The following is a 14,163-nucleotide window of genomic DNA, read 5'->3' as shown; positions in this document are numbered from 1 at the left end:
AGAGGGCTAGCGTGCGGGAAATGGACACGGCCCTGTGGGCGGCGGTCGACCTGGAGCACGGGCTGCCCGACCCCGCGTTGCTGCCGCCGCTGGAAGACGCCGTCGCGGCGGGGGCGCGGACGCCCCGGTCCGCCTGGGACACCGCGCGCGGGATCACCGCGCAGCTGCTCGCGGCGGTCGAGCCGACGTGGCCGTTTCCCGCGGCGGACTGGACCGCGGCGGGCGGCGGGGAGGAAGGCGTCCGCGTGGCGTGCCGCGCGGTGGCCCGGCCCGGGGACGTGGTGGCGGTCGAGGAGCCGACGGCGCCGGTGCTGGTGGACGTCCTGCGGCAGGCGCGGGTCCGCGTGCTCCCCGTGCCGGTCGGCGCCGAGGGACCCGACCCGGACGGGCTGGCGGCGGCGCTGCGCAGGCGGGCGGTGGCGTTCGTGTGCCAGCCGGGCGCGGGAATCCCGGTGGGGCGGGGTTTTTCGGCGGAGCGGGTGGCCGAGCTGGCGCGGGTGGTGCGCGACTCCGACGCGGTGGTGGTCGAGTACGACGCGCTCGGCCCGCTGGCCGCGGTGCCGGCGCCGAGCCTGGGCGCGTACGTGCCCGACCGCGTGCTGCACGTGCGCTCGTACTGCGCCGCGTACGGGCCCGAGCTGCGCAGCTGTGTCGTCGCTGGGGCCGCGGAGCTGGTGGAACGGGCGCGGCGCCTGCACCGGCTGGACACGCTGTGGCCGGGGCGGGTGTTGCAGAACGCGCAGGCGTTCCTGGTGGAGGACCCGGACACGGGCGCGTTGCTGCGCCGGGCCCGCGCCCGCTACGCCCGCCGCCGGAAAGCGCTCGCCGAGGCCCTGCGGGCCCAGGGCGTCGCGGTGGACGCGGCGGACGGCCTGGCACTGTGGGTCCCGGCGGCCGACGAGACCCGCGCCGTGATCAGCCTGGTGAACCACGGCGTCTCGGTGGGTCCCGGCGCCCGCTGCGCGACCCGCCCACTGGCGGCGGAGCACCTGCGGGTGGCGATCACGCGGCTGCCCGACGACGTCGGCCGCGTCGCGGCGCTGGCGGGGTTGATCGCGCAGGCGGTCCGCGCCAGGGTGAAGGCGGGGTAGGGCGCGGGATCCTTCGCAGTTGAATCGCGGGGTCTCGGTGGCCCCCGGGCGCGCCACCCGTGCCCTGGGGGTGGAGCGTCTGCGGGTGGCGATCCCCCGGCTGCCGATGACCCCGGGCGTGTCGCGTCGTTGACGGGGTTGGTCGTGTCGGCGGTCTGCGCCAGGGTGAAGGCGGGGTAGGGCGCGGGATCCTCCGCAGCTGAATCGCGGGGTTTCGGTGGCCCCCGGGCGCGCCACCCGTGCCCTGGGGGTGGAGCGTCTGCGGGTGGCGATCCCCCGGCTGCCGATGACCCCGGGCGTGTCGCGTCGTTGGCGGGGTTGGTCGTGTCGGCGGGTCTGCGCCAGGGTGAAGGCGGGGTAGGGCGCGGGATCGTCCACAAAGGACTATGGTGTCTCGGTGGTCCCCGGCCGTGCCGCATCGCTGGCGAGGCTGGTCGCGTCGGCGGGCGCGACGCCGCGCGAAGGATGGCGGGCCGCCACGCACGGGGCCCAACCCACCCGGCCTGGGCGCCCGTCCCGCCGCGGAAACGGCCAACCATCCTCCACAAAGGACTACTTGCTCGCCACCCTCCGGTACCTGGCCGTCGCCAGTGGGGCGAACACCGCGATGATCACCACGCAGCACACGATCGAGTACAGCGCCGCGTGCTCCGCGGGCCAGCCCGTCGGTGGCGCGCCGAACCGATTGCCGAACAGGGTCCGCGTCGCGTTGATCACCGCCGTGAACGGGTTCCACTCCGCGATCACCCGCAGCCCCGCGGGCAGCTTGTCCAGCGGCACGAACGCCGACGAGACGAAGCTCAGCGGGAACATCCAGATCAGCCCGGCGCTCTGCGCGACCTCCACGCTCCGCGCGGTCAGCCCGATCAGCGCCCCCACCCACGACAGCGCCCACGCGAACATCAGCATCACCAGGTACGCCAGCACCGCGTCGAGCGCGCTGCCCCGGATCCGCCAGCCCACCAGCAGCCCGCACAGCGACATCACCACCAGCGCGATCACGCTCACCACCAGGTCCGACGTGGTGCGCCCCAGCACCACCGCCAGCCGGGACATCGGCAGCGAGCGGAACCGGTCGATGATGCCCTTCTGCAGGTCGTTCGCGAACCCAATCACCGTGAACGCCGAGTTGAACGCCACCGTCTGCGCGAAGATCCCGGCGATCATGAACTCCCGGTACGCGGTGCCCCCGGCGTCCCCGCCGATGGCGTTGCCGAAGACGTACGCGAACAGCAGCACGAACATGATCGGCTGCAACGTGGCGGCCATCAGCCAGTCCGGGTTGCGCCGCACGTTCAGCAGGTTCCGCCACGTCACGACCCCACCGTCGGAAAGCCCTTTCACCAGCGCGTTCACTTCGCCTCCTCCACCGGTGCCGGCACGTGCCCGGTGAGCGACAGGAACACGTCGTCGAGGGTGGGCCGGTGCAGCGCCACGTCCTGCACCACGACCTGCGCCGCGTCGAGCCTGCGCAACGCCTCGATCAGCGCCTTCGGGCCGGTGTCCACCAGGATCTCCGCCCGCCGCGCACGCTCGTCCCCGCTCGGCTCGCCCGAACCGACCTCCCGCAGCACACCCAGCGCCACCGGCAGGTCTCCGGCCGACGCCAGCACCAGCTCCAGCCGCTCGCCCCCGGTCTGCGCCTTCAGCTCGTCGGCCGTGCCGCGGGCGATCACCCGGCCGGAGTCGATGACGACGATCGTGTCCGCGAGCTGGTCGGCCTCCTCCAGGTACTGCGTGGTGAGCAGCACCGACGTGCCGTCCGCGACCAGCTCCCTGATCACCTGCCACGTGTCGATGCGCCCGCCAGGGTCGAGCCCCGTGGTCGGCTCGTCGAGCACGACGACGGTGGGCTGCCCGACCAGTGCCCCCGCGAGGTCGAGCCGCCGCCGCATCCCGCCCGAGTACCCCTTCGCGGGCCGGTCGGCGGCCTCCTCCAGCCGGAACCGGGCCAGCAGCTCCCGCGCCCTGGCCCGCGCCGACGCCTTCCGCCTGCCGTAGAACCGGCCCACCATGTACAGGTTCTCGAACCCCGTGAGGTTCTCGTCCACCGCCGCGTACTGGCCCGACAACCCGATCGTGCGGCGCACCGCGTCCGGCTCCGCCAGCACGTCGTGCCCCGCCACGCGCGCCTCCCCCGAGTCCGGCCGCAGCAGGGTGGTCAGGATTCGCACCGTGGTGGTCTTTCCCGCCCCGTTGGGGCCGAGCAGGCCCAGCACCTGCCCCGCGGGCACGTCGAGGTCGACGCCGTCCAGCGCCCGCGTGGCCCCGTACGTCTTGACCAGCGCGCGCGCCCGGACCGCCAGGTCCGGCTCCGCCTGAGTCATGATCGTTTCCTTCCCCCTGTCCGTTTTCGAGGTCCCCACCGTAGGCGAGGGCACCGACAAAAACGTCAGGGTTTTTCCCGGGGCCGGATTCGGGAAGGGTGGGAGGTGCCAGCACCACAGCACCGACCGCGAAGGGGAACCCATGACCGCCACCGGACCCGCCACCGTGGACCGCATCACCGGGGTGCGCCTGTCGTCCGTCACGCTCCCGCTGCCCACCGCCATCAGCGACGCCAAGGTGCTGACCGGGCGGCAGCAGCCGATGACCGAGGTCGCCATGCTGTTCGCGGAGATCACGAGCGAGGCGGGCCTCGAAGGCGTCGGCTTCAGCTACTCCAAGCGCGCCGGCGGCCCCGGCCAGTTCGCGCACGCCCGTGAGATCGCGCCCGCGCTGATCGGCGAGGACCCCAGCGACATCGCGCGGCTGTGGGACAAGCTGGTGTGGGCCGGGGCGTCGGTCGGCCGCAGCGGCCTTTCGGTGCAGGCGATCGCCGCCTTCGACATCGCCCTGTGGGACCTCAAGGCCAAGCGCGCCGGGCTGCCGCTGGCGAAGCTGCTCGGTGCCCACCGCGATTCGGTGCGCTGCTACAACACCTCCGGTGGGTTCCTGCACGCGCCCGTCGAGGAGGTGCTCGACCGCGCCGCGGAGTCGGTCGCGAGCGGCATCGGCGGCATCAAGATCAAGGTCGGCCATCCCGATCCTGCCACGGACCTCGCGCGCGTCGCCGCGGTGCGCGAGAAGATCGGCGACGGCGTCACCCTGATGGTGGACGCCAACCAGCAGTGGGACCGCCCGGCCGCGCGGCGGATGTGCCGCGCGTTCGAGCGCTTCGACCTCGGCTGGATCGAGGAACCGCTGGACGCCTACGACTTCGAGGGGCACGCGCAGCTCGCGGCGGCCTTCGACACCCCCATCGCGACCGGCGAGATGCTGGCCAGCGCGGGCGAGCACGTCCAGCTGATCACCGCCGGGGGCGCGGACATCGTGCAGCCGGACGCCCCGCGCGTCGGCGGGATCACGCAGTTCCTCAAGGTGATGGCACTGGCCGACGCCCGGCACCTGCAGCTGGCCCCGCACTTCGCGATGGAGATCCACGTGCACCTCGCGGCGGCCTACCCGCGGGAGCCGTGGGTCGAGCACTTCGAGTGGCTGGACCCGCTGTTCGACGAGCACCTGGAGATCGCGGGCGGGCGCATGCACCTGTCCGCGCGACCGGGCCTGGGCGTGACGATCAGCGAGCAGGCCCGCGCCTGGACGGTGGAGGAGTTCCGGATCTGAGGCGCCTCAGCGCCCGTGCGGCGCCTCGCCGGTGTCGGCGACGGTGCGGGCCAGCTCGCGCAGCTTGATGTTGCGGTCCTGGGACGCCTTCTTGAGCAGCTCGAACGCCTGGTCCCGGGTGACCTTGTACCGCTCCATCAGGATGCCCAGCGCCTCGCCGATGTCCTGGCGGCTGGAGATCGCCTCGTGCAGCTGACCCTGCCGCCGGGCACCGGCGAACGCGACTGCCGCGTGCGAGGCGAGCAGCCACCCGGCGTGCTCGGAGCGCGGCGTGAACGCGTCGGTGCGGGTGGAGTACAGGTTGAGCGCGCCGAGGTTCTCGCGCGTGTCGTCGGTGTAGAGCAGGAAGCTCATCATGCCGCGGAAGCCGAGGTCCAGCGCGCGGGGCACGTAGCGCGGCCACCGGTGCTCCTCGGCGGCCAGGTCGGGCAGCCGGTAGATCTCGTCGATCCGCCGGGCCGCGTCGAAGCACGGGCCCTCCCGCAGCTCGCCCTGGAGGTGGTCGGAGGTGGTGACCACGTCGTCGGTCACGGCCAGCGAGCGCACCTCACCGTCCTGGATGGCGAGGATGCCGGAGAGCTCACATCCCTCGACGACCCGGATGGCGTGGTACACGATGCGGTCGAGCGTGTCCTGCAGGGACTGCTGGGCCAGCAGATCGCGGGCGACGCCGGCAATGGTCCTGCCCAGCTCGTCCGGTTCCCACGGCGGCTGCGTCATGCCCGGCTCCTGTCGTCGCTTCGGACACTCAACGTAGTGCAGACCGGGACACGGTCAAATCGGAGATCACTCGTGCACCAGGTGGCGCAGCGCCCGCTCGGCGCTGCTGCCGGGATCGGCGGTGACGAACACCACCTGCTGGTCGTCCTCGGGCACGGTGAGCACGTCGCAGTGCAGGCGCACCCGGCCGACCTCGGGGTGGACCACGGTCTTGGTGCGGTGGCCGGGGGCGTGCACCGGATGGGCCCGCCAGATGTCGCGGAACTCCTCGCTCCCGGCGCGCAGCTCGGCCAGCAGGCGCCGCAGCGGCTCGTCACGGGGATAGCGGTCGGCCGCGGCCCGCAGCCGCGCCACGGCGATGTGGCCGAACTCGGCTCCGGAGCCCGTCTCCGGGCGGTGACCTTCGAGGAAGTAACGGCGGGCCAGGTTGGGCTTGGCCGCCAGGTTCCCGTACAGCGCGCGGGCGAGCGGGTTCCAGCCGATGACGGTGTAGGTCGCGTCGGTGACGATCGCGCCGCTTCCCGGCAGCCGCTCCAGGAGGTTCGCGACGTGCGGCCGCACGCGGCGCACGGGCCCGGCGGGCGCCGGTGCGTCCTCGGCGAGGCGCACCAGGTGACCGTGTTCGGCCTCGGTCAGCCGGAGCGCGCCGGCGACGGCGTCGAGGATCCGCGGCGACGGCCGCGGCCCCCGTGCCTGTTCGAGCCGCACGTAGTAGTCGACCGACATGGCGGCGAGCGCGGCGACCTCCTCCCGGCGCAGCCCGGGCGTGCGGCGGCGGGAACCCGCGGGCAGGCCGACGTCCGCGGGGCGCAGCCGCTCACGGCGATCGCGCAGGAAACGAGCCAGTTCCTGTCGGGACAACGCGCACCTCCTCGCGGTAACCAGGGACTGTCCGTCCCTGGCCGGGCCGCCCGGCCGGGAGCAGGGTCGGCACCATGAACGATTCCACGGCACTGGTCACCGGCGCCAACAAGGGCATCGGCAAAGAGATCGCCCGGGCGCTGCTGGCCGCAGGCTGCACCGTCCTCCTCGGCTCGCGCGACGCGGAGCGGGGGCAGCGGGCGGTCGACGAGCTCGGCGGCGGCGCACGGCTGCTCGTCCTCGATGTGACCGGCGAAGACAGCATCGCGGCGGCGGCCTCGCGCGTCGAGCGGCTCGACATCCTGGTCAACAACGCGGGGATCTCCGTCGGCGCGGGTACGCCGGCCGAGGCGACGGCAGACGAGCTCCGGCGCATGTACGAGACGAACGTGTTCGGCGTCCTCGCGGTGACGAACGCGTTCCTGCCCCTGCTGCGCCGCTCGGCCCACCCCCGCATCGTGAACGTCTCCAGCGGCACCGCGTCGCTCAACGGCGCCGGGCAGTTCCCGGTGACCGGGAAGAGCGCGGGGTACCGGTCGTCGAAGGCGGCGCTCAACGCGCTCACGCTGTACTACGCCCAGGCGCTCGGCGACGGCTTCAAGGTCAACGCGCTCGCGCCCGGCCTGCGCCGTACCGACCTGAACGCCCGCGCCGCCGCGAGTGACGGCGACCCGGCCGAGGCCGCCGCGGGCGCGGTCCGGCTCGCCCTGCTGCCGGACGACGGCCCCACCGGCGGCTTCTTCTCCTGGGACGGCACCCCAATGCCCTGGTGACCCGTCAGTTCCCGGCGGCGCCTTCCAGTGCGACGAGCAGCCGGCGCAGGTCGTCGTTGAGCCGCCGCTGCGCCGCCGGGGACAGGGCCGACAGCAGCCGCGTCTCGGTCTGGGTCTTGGTGCCGAACACCTCTTTCGCCCTGCTCAGGCCGGTTTCGGTCAGGCCCACCAGGATCTGCCTGCGGTCGTCCGGGTCCGTCTCGCGGCGCACCCAGCCCTTGCGTTCGAGCCCGGCGACCCGTTTCGTCACCCCGCCCGAGGTCACGCGCATGCTGTCGAGCAGCGCGCCCGCGGACAGCCGGTACGGCGGCCCGGCCCGCTTCAGCGCGCCCAGCAGCTCCAGCTCCCACAGTTCGATGCCGAACGCGGCCAGCTCCCGGCGCAGCTCGGTCTCCAGCCGGTGCGCGACCCGGCGCAGCCGGAAGGCCAGCGCCTTCGCGGTGGATTCCGCCTCGCTGTGCTCGGGTATCTCGTCCATGAGGATGTCGACCCGGTCACGTGGTGTGCCACCCGTCATCGCCGGTATCCTTAGCTCAGTAAACTTCTTACTGGTCTCGAATCTACTGTGGATGACGTGGTGAACTCAACGGGCAACCCCGACCCCCGGCGCTGGCGCGCGCTGTGGATCTGTCTCGTCGCGGGCTTCATGACCCTGCTCGACGTGAGCATCGTCAACGTCGCGCTGCCGTCGATGGAGCACGGCATCGGCGCCACCCCGGCCGACGTCTCGTGGGTGGTGTCCGGCTACGCGTTGACGTTCGGCCTGGCGCTCGTGCCCTCCGGGCGGCTCGGCGACGACTACGGCCGCAAGCGGATGTTCCTGCTCGGCCTGCTGCTGTTCGTCGCCACCAGCGTGCTGTGCGGCGCGGCGCAGAACGCGACGTGGCTGGTGGTCGCGCGGCTGTGCCAGGGTGTCGCGGGCGGTCTGCTCAACCCGCAGGTCATCGGGATGATCCAGCAGCTGTTCTCCGGCCGCGAGCGCGGCAAGGCGTTCGGGTTGTTCGGCGCGACGGTGGGGCTGTCCACCGCGGTCGGGCCGCTGCTGGGCGGGCTGCTCATCCAGGGCATCGGGATCGACGAGGGCTGGCGCTACGTCTTCTACGTGAACCTGCCGATCGGCCTGCTCGCGATCGTGTTCGGCGCCCGGCTGCTGCCGCACGACCACCGCGCCGGTCCGCGCCGAGCGCCGGACCTGCTCGGCACGGTGCTGCTGGGCCTCGCGGTGGTCGCGGTGATGCTGCCGCTGGTCGAGGCGGAGGAGTCCACGTCGAAGCCGCGCTGGTGGCTCATCGGCGTGGGCGCGGCGCTGCTCGTGCTGTTCGTGCTGTGGGAACGCTTCCTCGGCGCGCGGGGCCGCAACCCGCTGGTGAACCTCAAGCTGCTGACGGTGCGCAGCTACTCGATGGGCTCGCTGCTCGGCATGGTCTACTTCGCCGGGTTCACCGGGATCTTCCTGGTCATGACGCTGTTCTTCCAGCAAGGGCTGGGCTACTCGCCGCTGGAGGCGGGGTGCTCGCTGCTCGCGTTCGCGATCGGGTCGGCGATCTCGCCCGCGATCGGCGGCCGGATCGTGCACCGGTTCGGCAGGCCGCTGGTGGTGTCCGGGATCGTGCTGGTCGTGCTCGGGCTCGGCGGGACGGCCTGGCTGGTGGGGGAGTACGACGGCGCGAACGCGGCACTCGTGCTGGCCGGGCCGCTGTTCGTGGCCGGGTTCGGCAGTGGGTTCGTGATCGCGCCCAACCAGACGCTCGCGCTGGAGGAGGTGCCGCCCGCGGAGGGCGGGACCGCGGCGGGCGTGCTGCAGACGGGCCAGCGCGTGGGCGCGGCGATCGGGACCGCGCTCGGCGGCTCGCTGTTCTTCGGCCAGCTCACTCGTTCGCGGGGCGACTACCACTCGTCGGCGGCACACGGGCTGGTCGGCGCCGTGGTGCTGGTCGGGGTCGCGCTGCTCGTCGGCCTGGGCGACATCCTGCTGTCGGGCCGGCGCCGGAAGCCGCGGGAGGCGGACGCGGTCCGCCCCGTCGTGCGCGGCACGGTGACGGGCGCACCGGTCACGTTGACGCTGACTTCCTTGCGCACCAACCAATCCCAGCGCACGACCGCGGGCCCGGACGGCACGTTCGAGCTGCCCGCCGAGGCGGGGGACTACCTGCTGCTGGCGTCGGCGCCCGGGCAGGAGCCGGTGGTGCGGCAGCTGCGGGTGGACGGCGGGCCGGTGACGGCGGACTTCGCGTTCGAGCGGGCGGTGCGCCTGTCGGGACTGGTGTCCGGCCCCGCGGGCCCGGTGCCGTACGCGCGGGTGGACGTCGTCGGCGCGGACGGGGAGGTCCGCCACCGGGCGGTGGCCGACGAGACGGGCCGGTACCGGATCGAGGGCCTGCCGCCGGGGGAGTACACCGTCGTGGCGGCGGGCTACGCCCCGACGGCGAGCCCGGTGCGCATCGAAGGCCGCCGCACCCGGCACGACCCGCTGTTGCCGGCCTGGCAGTGAACTTCGGCCTCAGTACGGGCAGGTGTCGAGGTACTGCGAGATCGTCGAGTCCGTCGGGGCCGGGCACAGGAGCTGGTCGTAGCGCGTGTCGTCGTCGAGGAAGCGCTTGAACCACGACAGTCCACTGTAGACGGGAGCGAGTCGTAGAACGGCTCGGCGTGCGAGGCCACCGGCGCGACCGTGTCGCTCTGCCCGCCGATGATGAACGTGGGCACGGTGACCGAGGAGAAGTTCTTGTTCAGGTCCCACGGCGCGAGCGGGACGGCTCCGTGGGGTCGGGGCCGTGCTGGTAGGGCCTCACCGCGGCCTGTGCCGGGTCGCATCGGTGTATTCACCGGTGTGCCCGGAGTCTCCTTGCGCTGGGTGATTCCCGTGTTGTCTGATGTGTTCGACAACGATTTTCAGCACCGGTGGGGGTGCGATGTCGGCTCCGCTGCACGGCCGCCACGCGGAAGTGGCCCGGTTGACCGCGCTCGTCCAGGCGGTCCGCCGCGGCCGGGGCGGCGCGCTCGTCCTGACCGGTGCCCGGGGAACGGGAAAGTCCGCCCTGCTCACCGCCGCCGAAGAGGCTGCGGGGGAACTGCGGGTGCTGCGACTCGCCGGGATCGCCGCCGAGGCCGGGCTGCCGGGGGCGGGCCTGGAACGGCTGACCGGCGGCCGCCCGGATGACCTGCTCGGCGCGCTCGGCGAGCCCGTGCTGGTGCTGGTCGACGACGCCCACCGCCTCGACAGCGCCTCCCTCGACGCGCTGGCCTTCGCCGCCCGGCGCTGCGCGCACCGCGCCGCCGGGTTCGTGTTCGCGGTGCCGCCGGGCGGGAACGAGCCACTCGCCGGCCTGCCGGAGGTCCCGCTGTCCGCGCTGTCCGACGAGGACGCCGACCAGCTGGTGGGGGACTTCGAGCCGGCGGTGCGCACCACACTCGTCGCCTCCGCCGCGGGCAATCCCGCGGACCTGCTGGCGCTCGCCGGAGCCCTGACCCCGGCGCAGCTCGCCGGGCGGCAGCCGCTGCCCCGTGCGCTGCCGCTGGGGCGGCAACGCACCCGGCTGGCCGAGGAGCTGGCCGCGCTGTCACCCGGCGCCCGGCGGCTGGTGCTCATCGCGTGCTGCGACACCGTCCTGGACGTCCGCGTGCTCGCGCACTGCGACGAGAGTGCGCTGAGCGAATGCCTGCGTTCGGAGTTCGTGCTGGTCAGCGGGGACGAGGTCCGCGCCGTGAGCCCGGCGGTGCGGGCCACGGTCTACGCGGACGCGACCGAGGACGACCGGCGGGCGGCCCACCGCGCGCTCGCCGGCGCGCTCGACCGGCACTGCCACCGGGCGCAGTGGATCTGGCACCGCGCCCGCGCCGCGGGCGAACCGGGCCCCGGGATCGCCGCCGAACTGGCCGCCGCGGCGGCTCGGGAGGCGCCGGGCCGCGCGGCGGAGGCCCTGCACCGGGCCGCGGACCTCACCCCACCCGGCGAGGCGAAGGCCGACCGGCTGCTGGCGGCGGCCGCCCGGTACTGGGCCGCGGGGTCCGCGTTCCCGGCGCGGGGACTGCTGCGCCAGGCGCGGGAGCACGCGGGCACCGAGGCGCAGACCGGCCGGATTCTCGTGCTGCAAGGCGAAATCGAGCTGCGGGACGGCGTGCCCGCGCTGGCCTACCACGAGCTGTCACTCGCCGCGGAGCACCTGCCCGCCGAGGAGGCGGCGGTCGCGTTGCTGCTCGCCGAGGAGGCCCGCAGCGCGGCCGGGCAGCAGCCGGATCCCCAGGTGCCTCCGTGGCCGGCCGTGCCGCTGATGGCCGCGTACTTCTCCGGGATGGCCGAGACGTTCCGCGGGAACCTGGCCACGGGACGGGAGGCGTTGCGGCAGGTGCTCGCGGAAGGCGGCGCGAGCCGGGACGTGCGGTCGGCGCTGTGGGCCGGCGAGGCGGCGATGGTCCTGGGCGAGCCGCAGCTCGCGCACGACCGGGCGTGCGCCGCGGTGAGCCGTTCACGCATCGCGGCCGACGACACGCTGCTGCCCGCGGCCCTGGCCCAGCTGGCGCTCACCGCCGCGCTGCTCGACCGCCCGCGGATGGCGCTCGCGGCGGCGGTGCGGGGCGTGTCGGCCGCGCAGGCCGCGGGGCAGCGCAACAGCGAGGCCGACCACCTGGTGCTGGCCGCGCTGGCGTCGGCCTCACTCGGTGACCGGGAGGCCGCACTCGCCCGCCTGGACCAGGCGGCGCCGCGGATCGAGGCGGCCGGGCTGGGCCGGGCGGCCGCGGTCGCGCAGTGGGTCCGCGCATGTCTCGACCTGCTCGACGACCAGCCCGAGGACGCTCTGCGCCGGCTGGTGCCGCTGCTGGGCGGGGAAGCGGCGCGGCCGATGCTGCGGGTGGCGGCCGCGCCGCAGCTCGTGGAGGCCGCGATCCGGTGTGGACAACGCGCCCCGGCCGAGGCGGCGCTGGACCGGTACGAGTGCTGGGCGCGGGAGACCGGCACAGCGAGCTGGCAAGCGCTGGCGGCCCGGTGCCGGGCGCTGCTGGCCGAGGACTTCGCGGTGGCGGAGCGGCATTTCCAGGCGGCGCTGGATCTGCACCGCACCGGTGGGGCGACGCTCGAACTGGCGAGGACGGAGTTGCTGTACGCGCGCAGGTTGCGCCGGGAACGCCGCACCCGGGAGGCACGCGCGCAGCTGCGGGACGCCCTGCGGCTGGTGCAGGCCTGCGGCGCGGACTACTGGACGGAACGGGTGCGCACGGAACTGCGTGCGGCGGGCGACAGCGCGGCCCGGCAGGCCACGCCGTCGGTGCAGGGCCTGACGCCGCAGCAGGAGCAGATCGCCCGGCTCGTCGCGGCGGGTGAGACCAACCGCGAGATCGCGAGCCGCCTGATGCTCTCGCAGCGCACCGTGGAGCACCACCTGAGGAACATCTTCGTGCGGCTCAACCTGCGCTCACGGGTGGAACTGGCAGGCGCCCTGACCCGCGCGGGCCTGGCCCGCTGAGGCGGTTGCCGTCCGGCCGGGTGACGCTCGCTCGCTGCGGCGTGTGCCGTCCGGGCGGGTACTTCGGGCGCCTTGCGATCCCTCGCCCGCGCGGGCCTGGCCCGCTGACGCGGTTGCCGTCCGGCGGTCGGCCCGCCACCCGCAGCTGCGCCAGCCCTCGCCTGCCGTACCAGCGGCCGGGCGGCTTGCCACCCGCGCGCTACGCGCGGCGGTCACGAGTCTCGCTCCAGCACCACCTTCGCCAGCTGGACCCGCGAGTGCACGCCCAGCTTGCCGAACACCGCGCGCAGGTGGGTGCCGACCGTGCTGGGGGAGACCGACAGCGCGGCCGCCGCCGAGCGGTTGGTGTGGCCGTCGGCCACGAGCAGCGCCACCCGGCGCTCCATGGCGGTCAGCGCGTCCCAGCCGTGCTCGGGCCGTTGTGGCACCGCCGCCCAGCGACGGCGCCGCACGCCCGCCGCGTGCAGCACCCGCTGAACCCGCAACGCCGGCGCGGCCGCCCCCAGCGCCGCGAACCGGTCGCGGGCGCTGTCGAGACTCGGGATCGCCGTGGCACGGTCGCCGGACGCGAGCAGCGTGCGGCCCAGCTCCTCCTCCGCGCGGGCGAGCAACAGGGGTCGCGGCACCGTCCGCAGCAGCTCGACGGCCCGCGCGGGATCGCCGGTCACGAGCGCCGCGGCCCCCTGCACGCTCGCCACTCCGGGGTTCTCCCGCGCCAGCGCCACCAGCCGTTCGTCCTCGGCGTGCGCGACGTGCACCAGCCGCTCCTCCGGCCAGGGCAGGTCCAGCTCGCCGACGTCCCCGTTCGCCTCGCCCCGCAGCAGGGCCAGCTCGGCGAGCACCGCCCGGACGCGGCCTTCGAGGTGCCACTCGTGCACCTCCGCCAGCAGCCGCAACGACTGCTCCGCATGCTCCGCGGCCTCGTCCAGCCTGCCCGCGCCCCGGCACACCACCGCCCGCAGCCACGCCGCCTGCGGCGCCAGCCACGAGTCGGACGCGTAGCTCGCGAGACCCGCGAGCGCACCGTCGAGGTCGTCGAGCCGGGCGCGCGCGAGCAGCTCCCGCAGTTCGAGGTCTCCCGCGCCGGGCATCCCGGCCGCTCCCGGCAACGCCTTCCGCGCGCGGGCGTACGACTCCGCCGCGACCGCGAAAGAAGGAGTCCGCTCCGCCGTGGCGATCTCGGCCAGTGCCCGCGCGGTCTCGTCCTCGCCCGGATCCACCGGCTCGCCGGTCGCGATCGCGCGATACTCCGCCAGCCGCGCGGAAAGCTCCGCCGTCGCGCCCGCCACGCCCTCGGCTCTCCGGGCCAGCTCGGCCCGGTCGCCGACGGACCACAACCGGGGCAGCAGCTGGAGCCGGACCGTCGCCACCACGTCCGGATCGTCCACTTCGGACAGCAAAGCGTCCGCGAACCTCGTCGCACCAGCATGATCTCGCGCGCGGATGAGCACGCCCACGACGTCGGCGCCCAGTGGGCCCCGCAGCGGGTCACCGGGCAGCGTCAGGTCGAACGCGTGCCGGATGAACGTGGCCGAGGTGACCGACATCGTCTCGAGCACCTCGTGCGCGGCGCGGCGCAGGACCTCGACCGCGTCGGTGTCGCCGGGTCCGGCGACGGCCAGCACGTGCGGGGCCGCCACCGCCCAGCCG

The 14,163-nt window shown here is 74.3% G+C and carries 12 protein-coding genes and 1 pseudogene; 5 read left to right on the top strand and 8 right to left on the bottom strand.

Translation table 11 applies throughout. The features are described 5' to 3' along the window. Nucleotides 1-20 precede the first annotated feature (20 nt). On the top strand, nt 21-1,091 hold the full coding sequence (locus FHX82_RS23570; protein ID WP_145934938.1) for an aminotransferase class I/II-fold pyridoxal phosphate-dependent enzyme: 1,071 nt from the start codon (nt 21-23) through the stop codon (nt 1,089-1,091). A gap of 552 nt (nt 1,092-1,643) precedes the next feature. Here the strand turns inward: FHX82_RS23570 and FHX82_RS23565 are convergent. Next, entirely contained in the window at nt 1,644-2,447 is an 804-nt protein-coding gene (locus FHX82_RS23565) for an ABC transporter permease (RefSeq protein ID WP_145934939.1), read from the bottom strand. Next, the gene (locus FHX82_RS23560; protein ID WP_145934940.1) at nt 2,444-3,418 is read right to left on the bottom strand and encodes an ATP-binding cassette domain-containing protein; all 975 of its coding nucleotides are present in this window, start codon (nt 3,416-3,418) and stop codon (nt 2,444-2,446) included. The genes FHX82_RS23565 and FHX82_RS23560 overlap by 4 nt, the downstream gene beginning before the upstream one ends. 142 nt (nt 3,419-3,560) lie before the next feature. On the opposite strand from FHX82_RS23560, the gene FHX82_RS23555 reads away from it, so the two are divergent. After that, the gene (locus tag FHX82_RS23555; protein ID WP_145934941.1) at nt 3,561-4,697 is read left to right on the top strand and encodes an L-talarate/galactarate dehydratase; all 1,137 of its coding nucleotides are present in this window, start codon (nt 3,561-3,563) and stop codon (nt 4,695-4,697) included. Nucleotides 4,698-4,703: 6 nt separating this feature from the next. On the opposite strand, the gene FHX82_RS23550 is transcribed toward FHX82_RS23555, so the two are convergent. Both FHX82_RS23550 and FHX82_RS23545 read right to left on the bottom strand, forming a co-directional pair. Further along, the gene (locus FHX82_RS23550) at nt 4,704-5,417 is read right to left on the bottom strand and encodes a GAF and ANTAR domain-containing protein (protein ID WP_145934942.1); all 714 of its coding nucleotides are present in this window, start codon (nt 5,415-5,417) and stop codon (nt 4,704-4,706) included. Between the two features lie 66 nt (nt 5,418-5,483). Then, the gene (locus FHX82_RS23545; protein ID WP_145934943.1) at nt 5,484-6,278 is read right to left on the bottom strand and encodes a helix-turn-helix transcriptional regulator; all 795 of its coding nucleotides are present in this window, start codon (nt 6,276-6,278) and stop codon (nt 5,484-5,486) included. A 74-nt stretch (nt 6,279-6,352) separates the two neighbouring features. Between FHX82_RS23545 and FHX82_RS23540 the strand changes: the two genes are divergently transcribed. After that, nucleotides 6,353-7,051: an SDR family oxidoreductase gene (locus FHX82_RS23540; protein WP_145934944.1), complete on the top strand. Its 699-nt coding sequence runs from the start codon at nt 6,353-6,355 to the stop codon at nt 7,049-7,051. A 4-nt stretch (nt 7,052-7,055) separates the two neighbouring features. Here FHX82_RS23540 and FHX82_RS23535 read toward each other — a convergent pair whose 3' ends face one another. After that, nucleotides 7,056-7,568, bottom strand: a complete 513-nt coding sequence (locus FHX82_RS23535; protein WP_145934945.1) for a MarR family winged helix-turn-helix transcriptional regulator — start codon at nt 7,566-7,568, stop codon at nt 7,056-7,058. A gap of 57 nt (nt 7,569-7,625) precedes the next feature. On the opposite strand from FHX82_RS23535, the gene FHX82_RS23530 reads away from it, so the two are divergent. Further along, nucleotides 7,626-9,542, top strand: a complete 1,917-nt coding sequence (locus tag FHX82_RS23530; protein WP_229880316.1) for an MFS transporter — start codon at nt 7,626-7,628, stop codon at nt 9,540-9,542. A 9-nt stretch (nt 9,543-9,551) separates the two neighbouring features. Here FHX82_RS23530 and FHX82_RS38185 read toward each other — a convergent pair whose 3' ends face one another. Then, nucleotides 9,552-9,791, bottom strand: a complete 240-nt coding sequence (locus tag FHX82_RS38185) for a poly(ethylene terephthalate) hydrolase family protein (protein ID WP_506265790.1) — start codon at nt 9,789-9,791, stop codon at nt 9,552-9,554. Then, nucleotides 9,731-9,865, bottom strand: a pseudogene (locus FHX82_RS38230) (poly(ethylene terephthalate) hydrolase family protein); the annotation flags it as partial. The pseudogene FHX82_RS38230 and the gene FHX82_RS38185, both read right to left, overlap by 61 nt. A 98-nt stretch (nt 9,866-9,963) precedes the next feature. Between FHX82_RS38230 and FHX82_RS23525 the strand changes: the two are divergent. Further along, the gene (locus FHX82_RS23525; RefSeq protein WP_183176791.1) at nt 9,964-12,513 is read left to right on the top strand and encodes a helix-turn-helix transcriptional regulator; all 2,550 of its coding nucleotides are present in this window, start codon (nt 9,964-9,966) and stop codon (nt 12,511-12,513) included. Nucleotides 12,514-12,725: 212 nt separating this feature from the next. On the opposite strand, the gene FHX82_RS23520 is transcribed toward FHX82_RS23525, so the two are convergent. After that, on the bottom strand, nt 12,726-14,163 hold a 1,438-nt coding region (locus FHX82_RS23520; RefSeq protein WP_183176790.1), incomplete at its 5' end, for a helix-turn-helix domain-containing protein.

It is taken from the genome of Amycolatopsis bartoniae (assembly GCF_014191255.1).
Classification (GTDB): domain Bacteria; phylum Actinomycetota; class Actinomycetes; order Mycobacteriales; family Pseudonocardiaceae; genus Amycolatopsis_E; species Amycolatopsis_E bartoniae.
The sequence above is the reverse complement of the archived record's forward strand: the minus strand, read 5'-3'. Positions and strand labels throughout refer to the sequence as shown.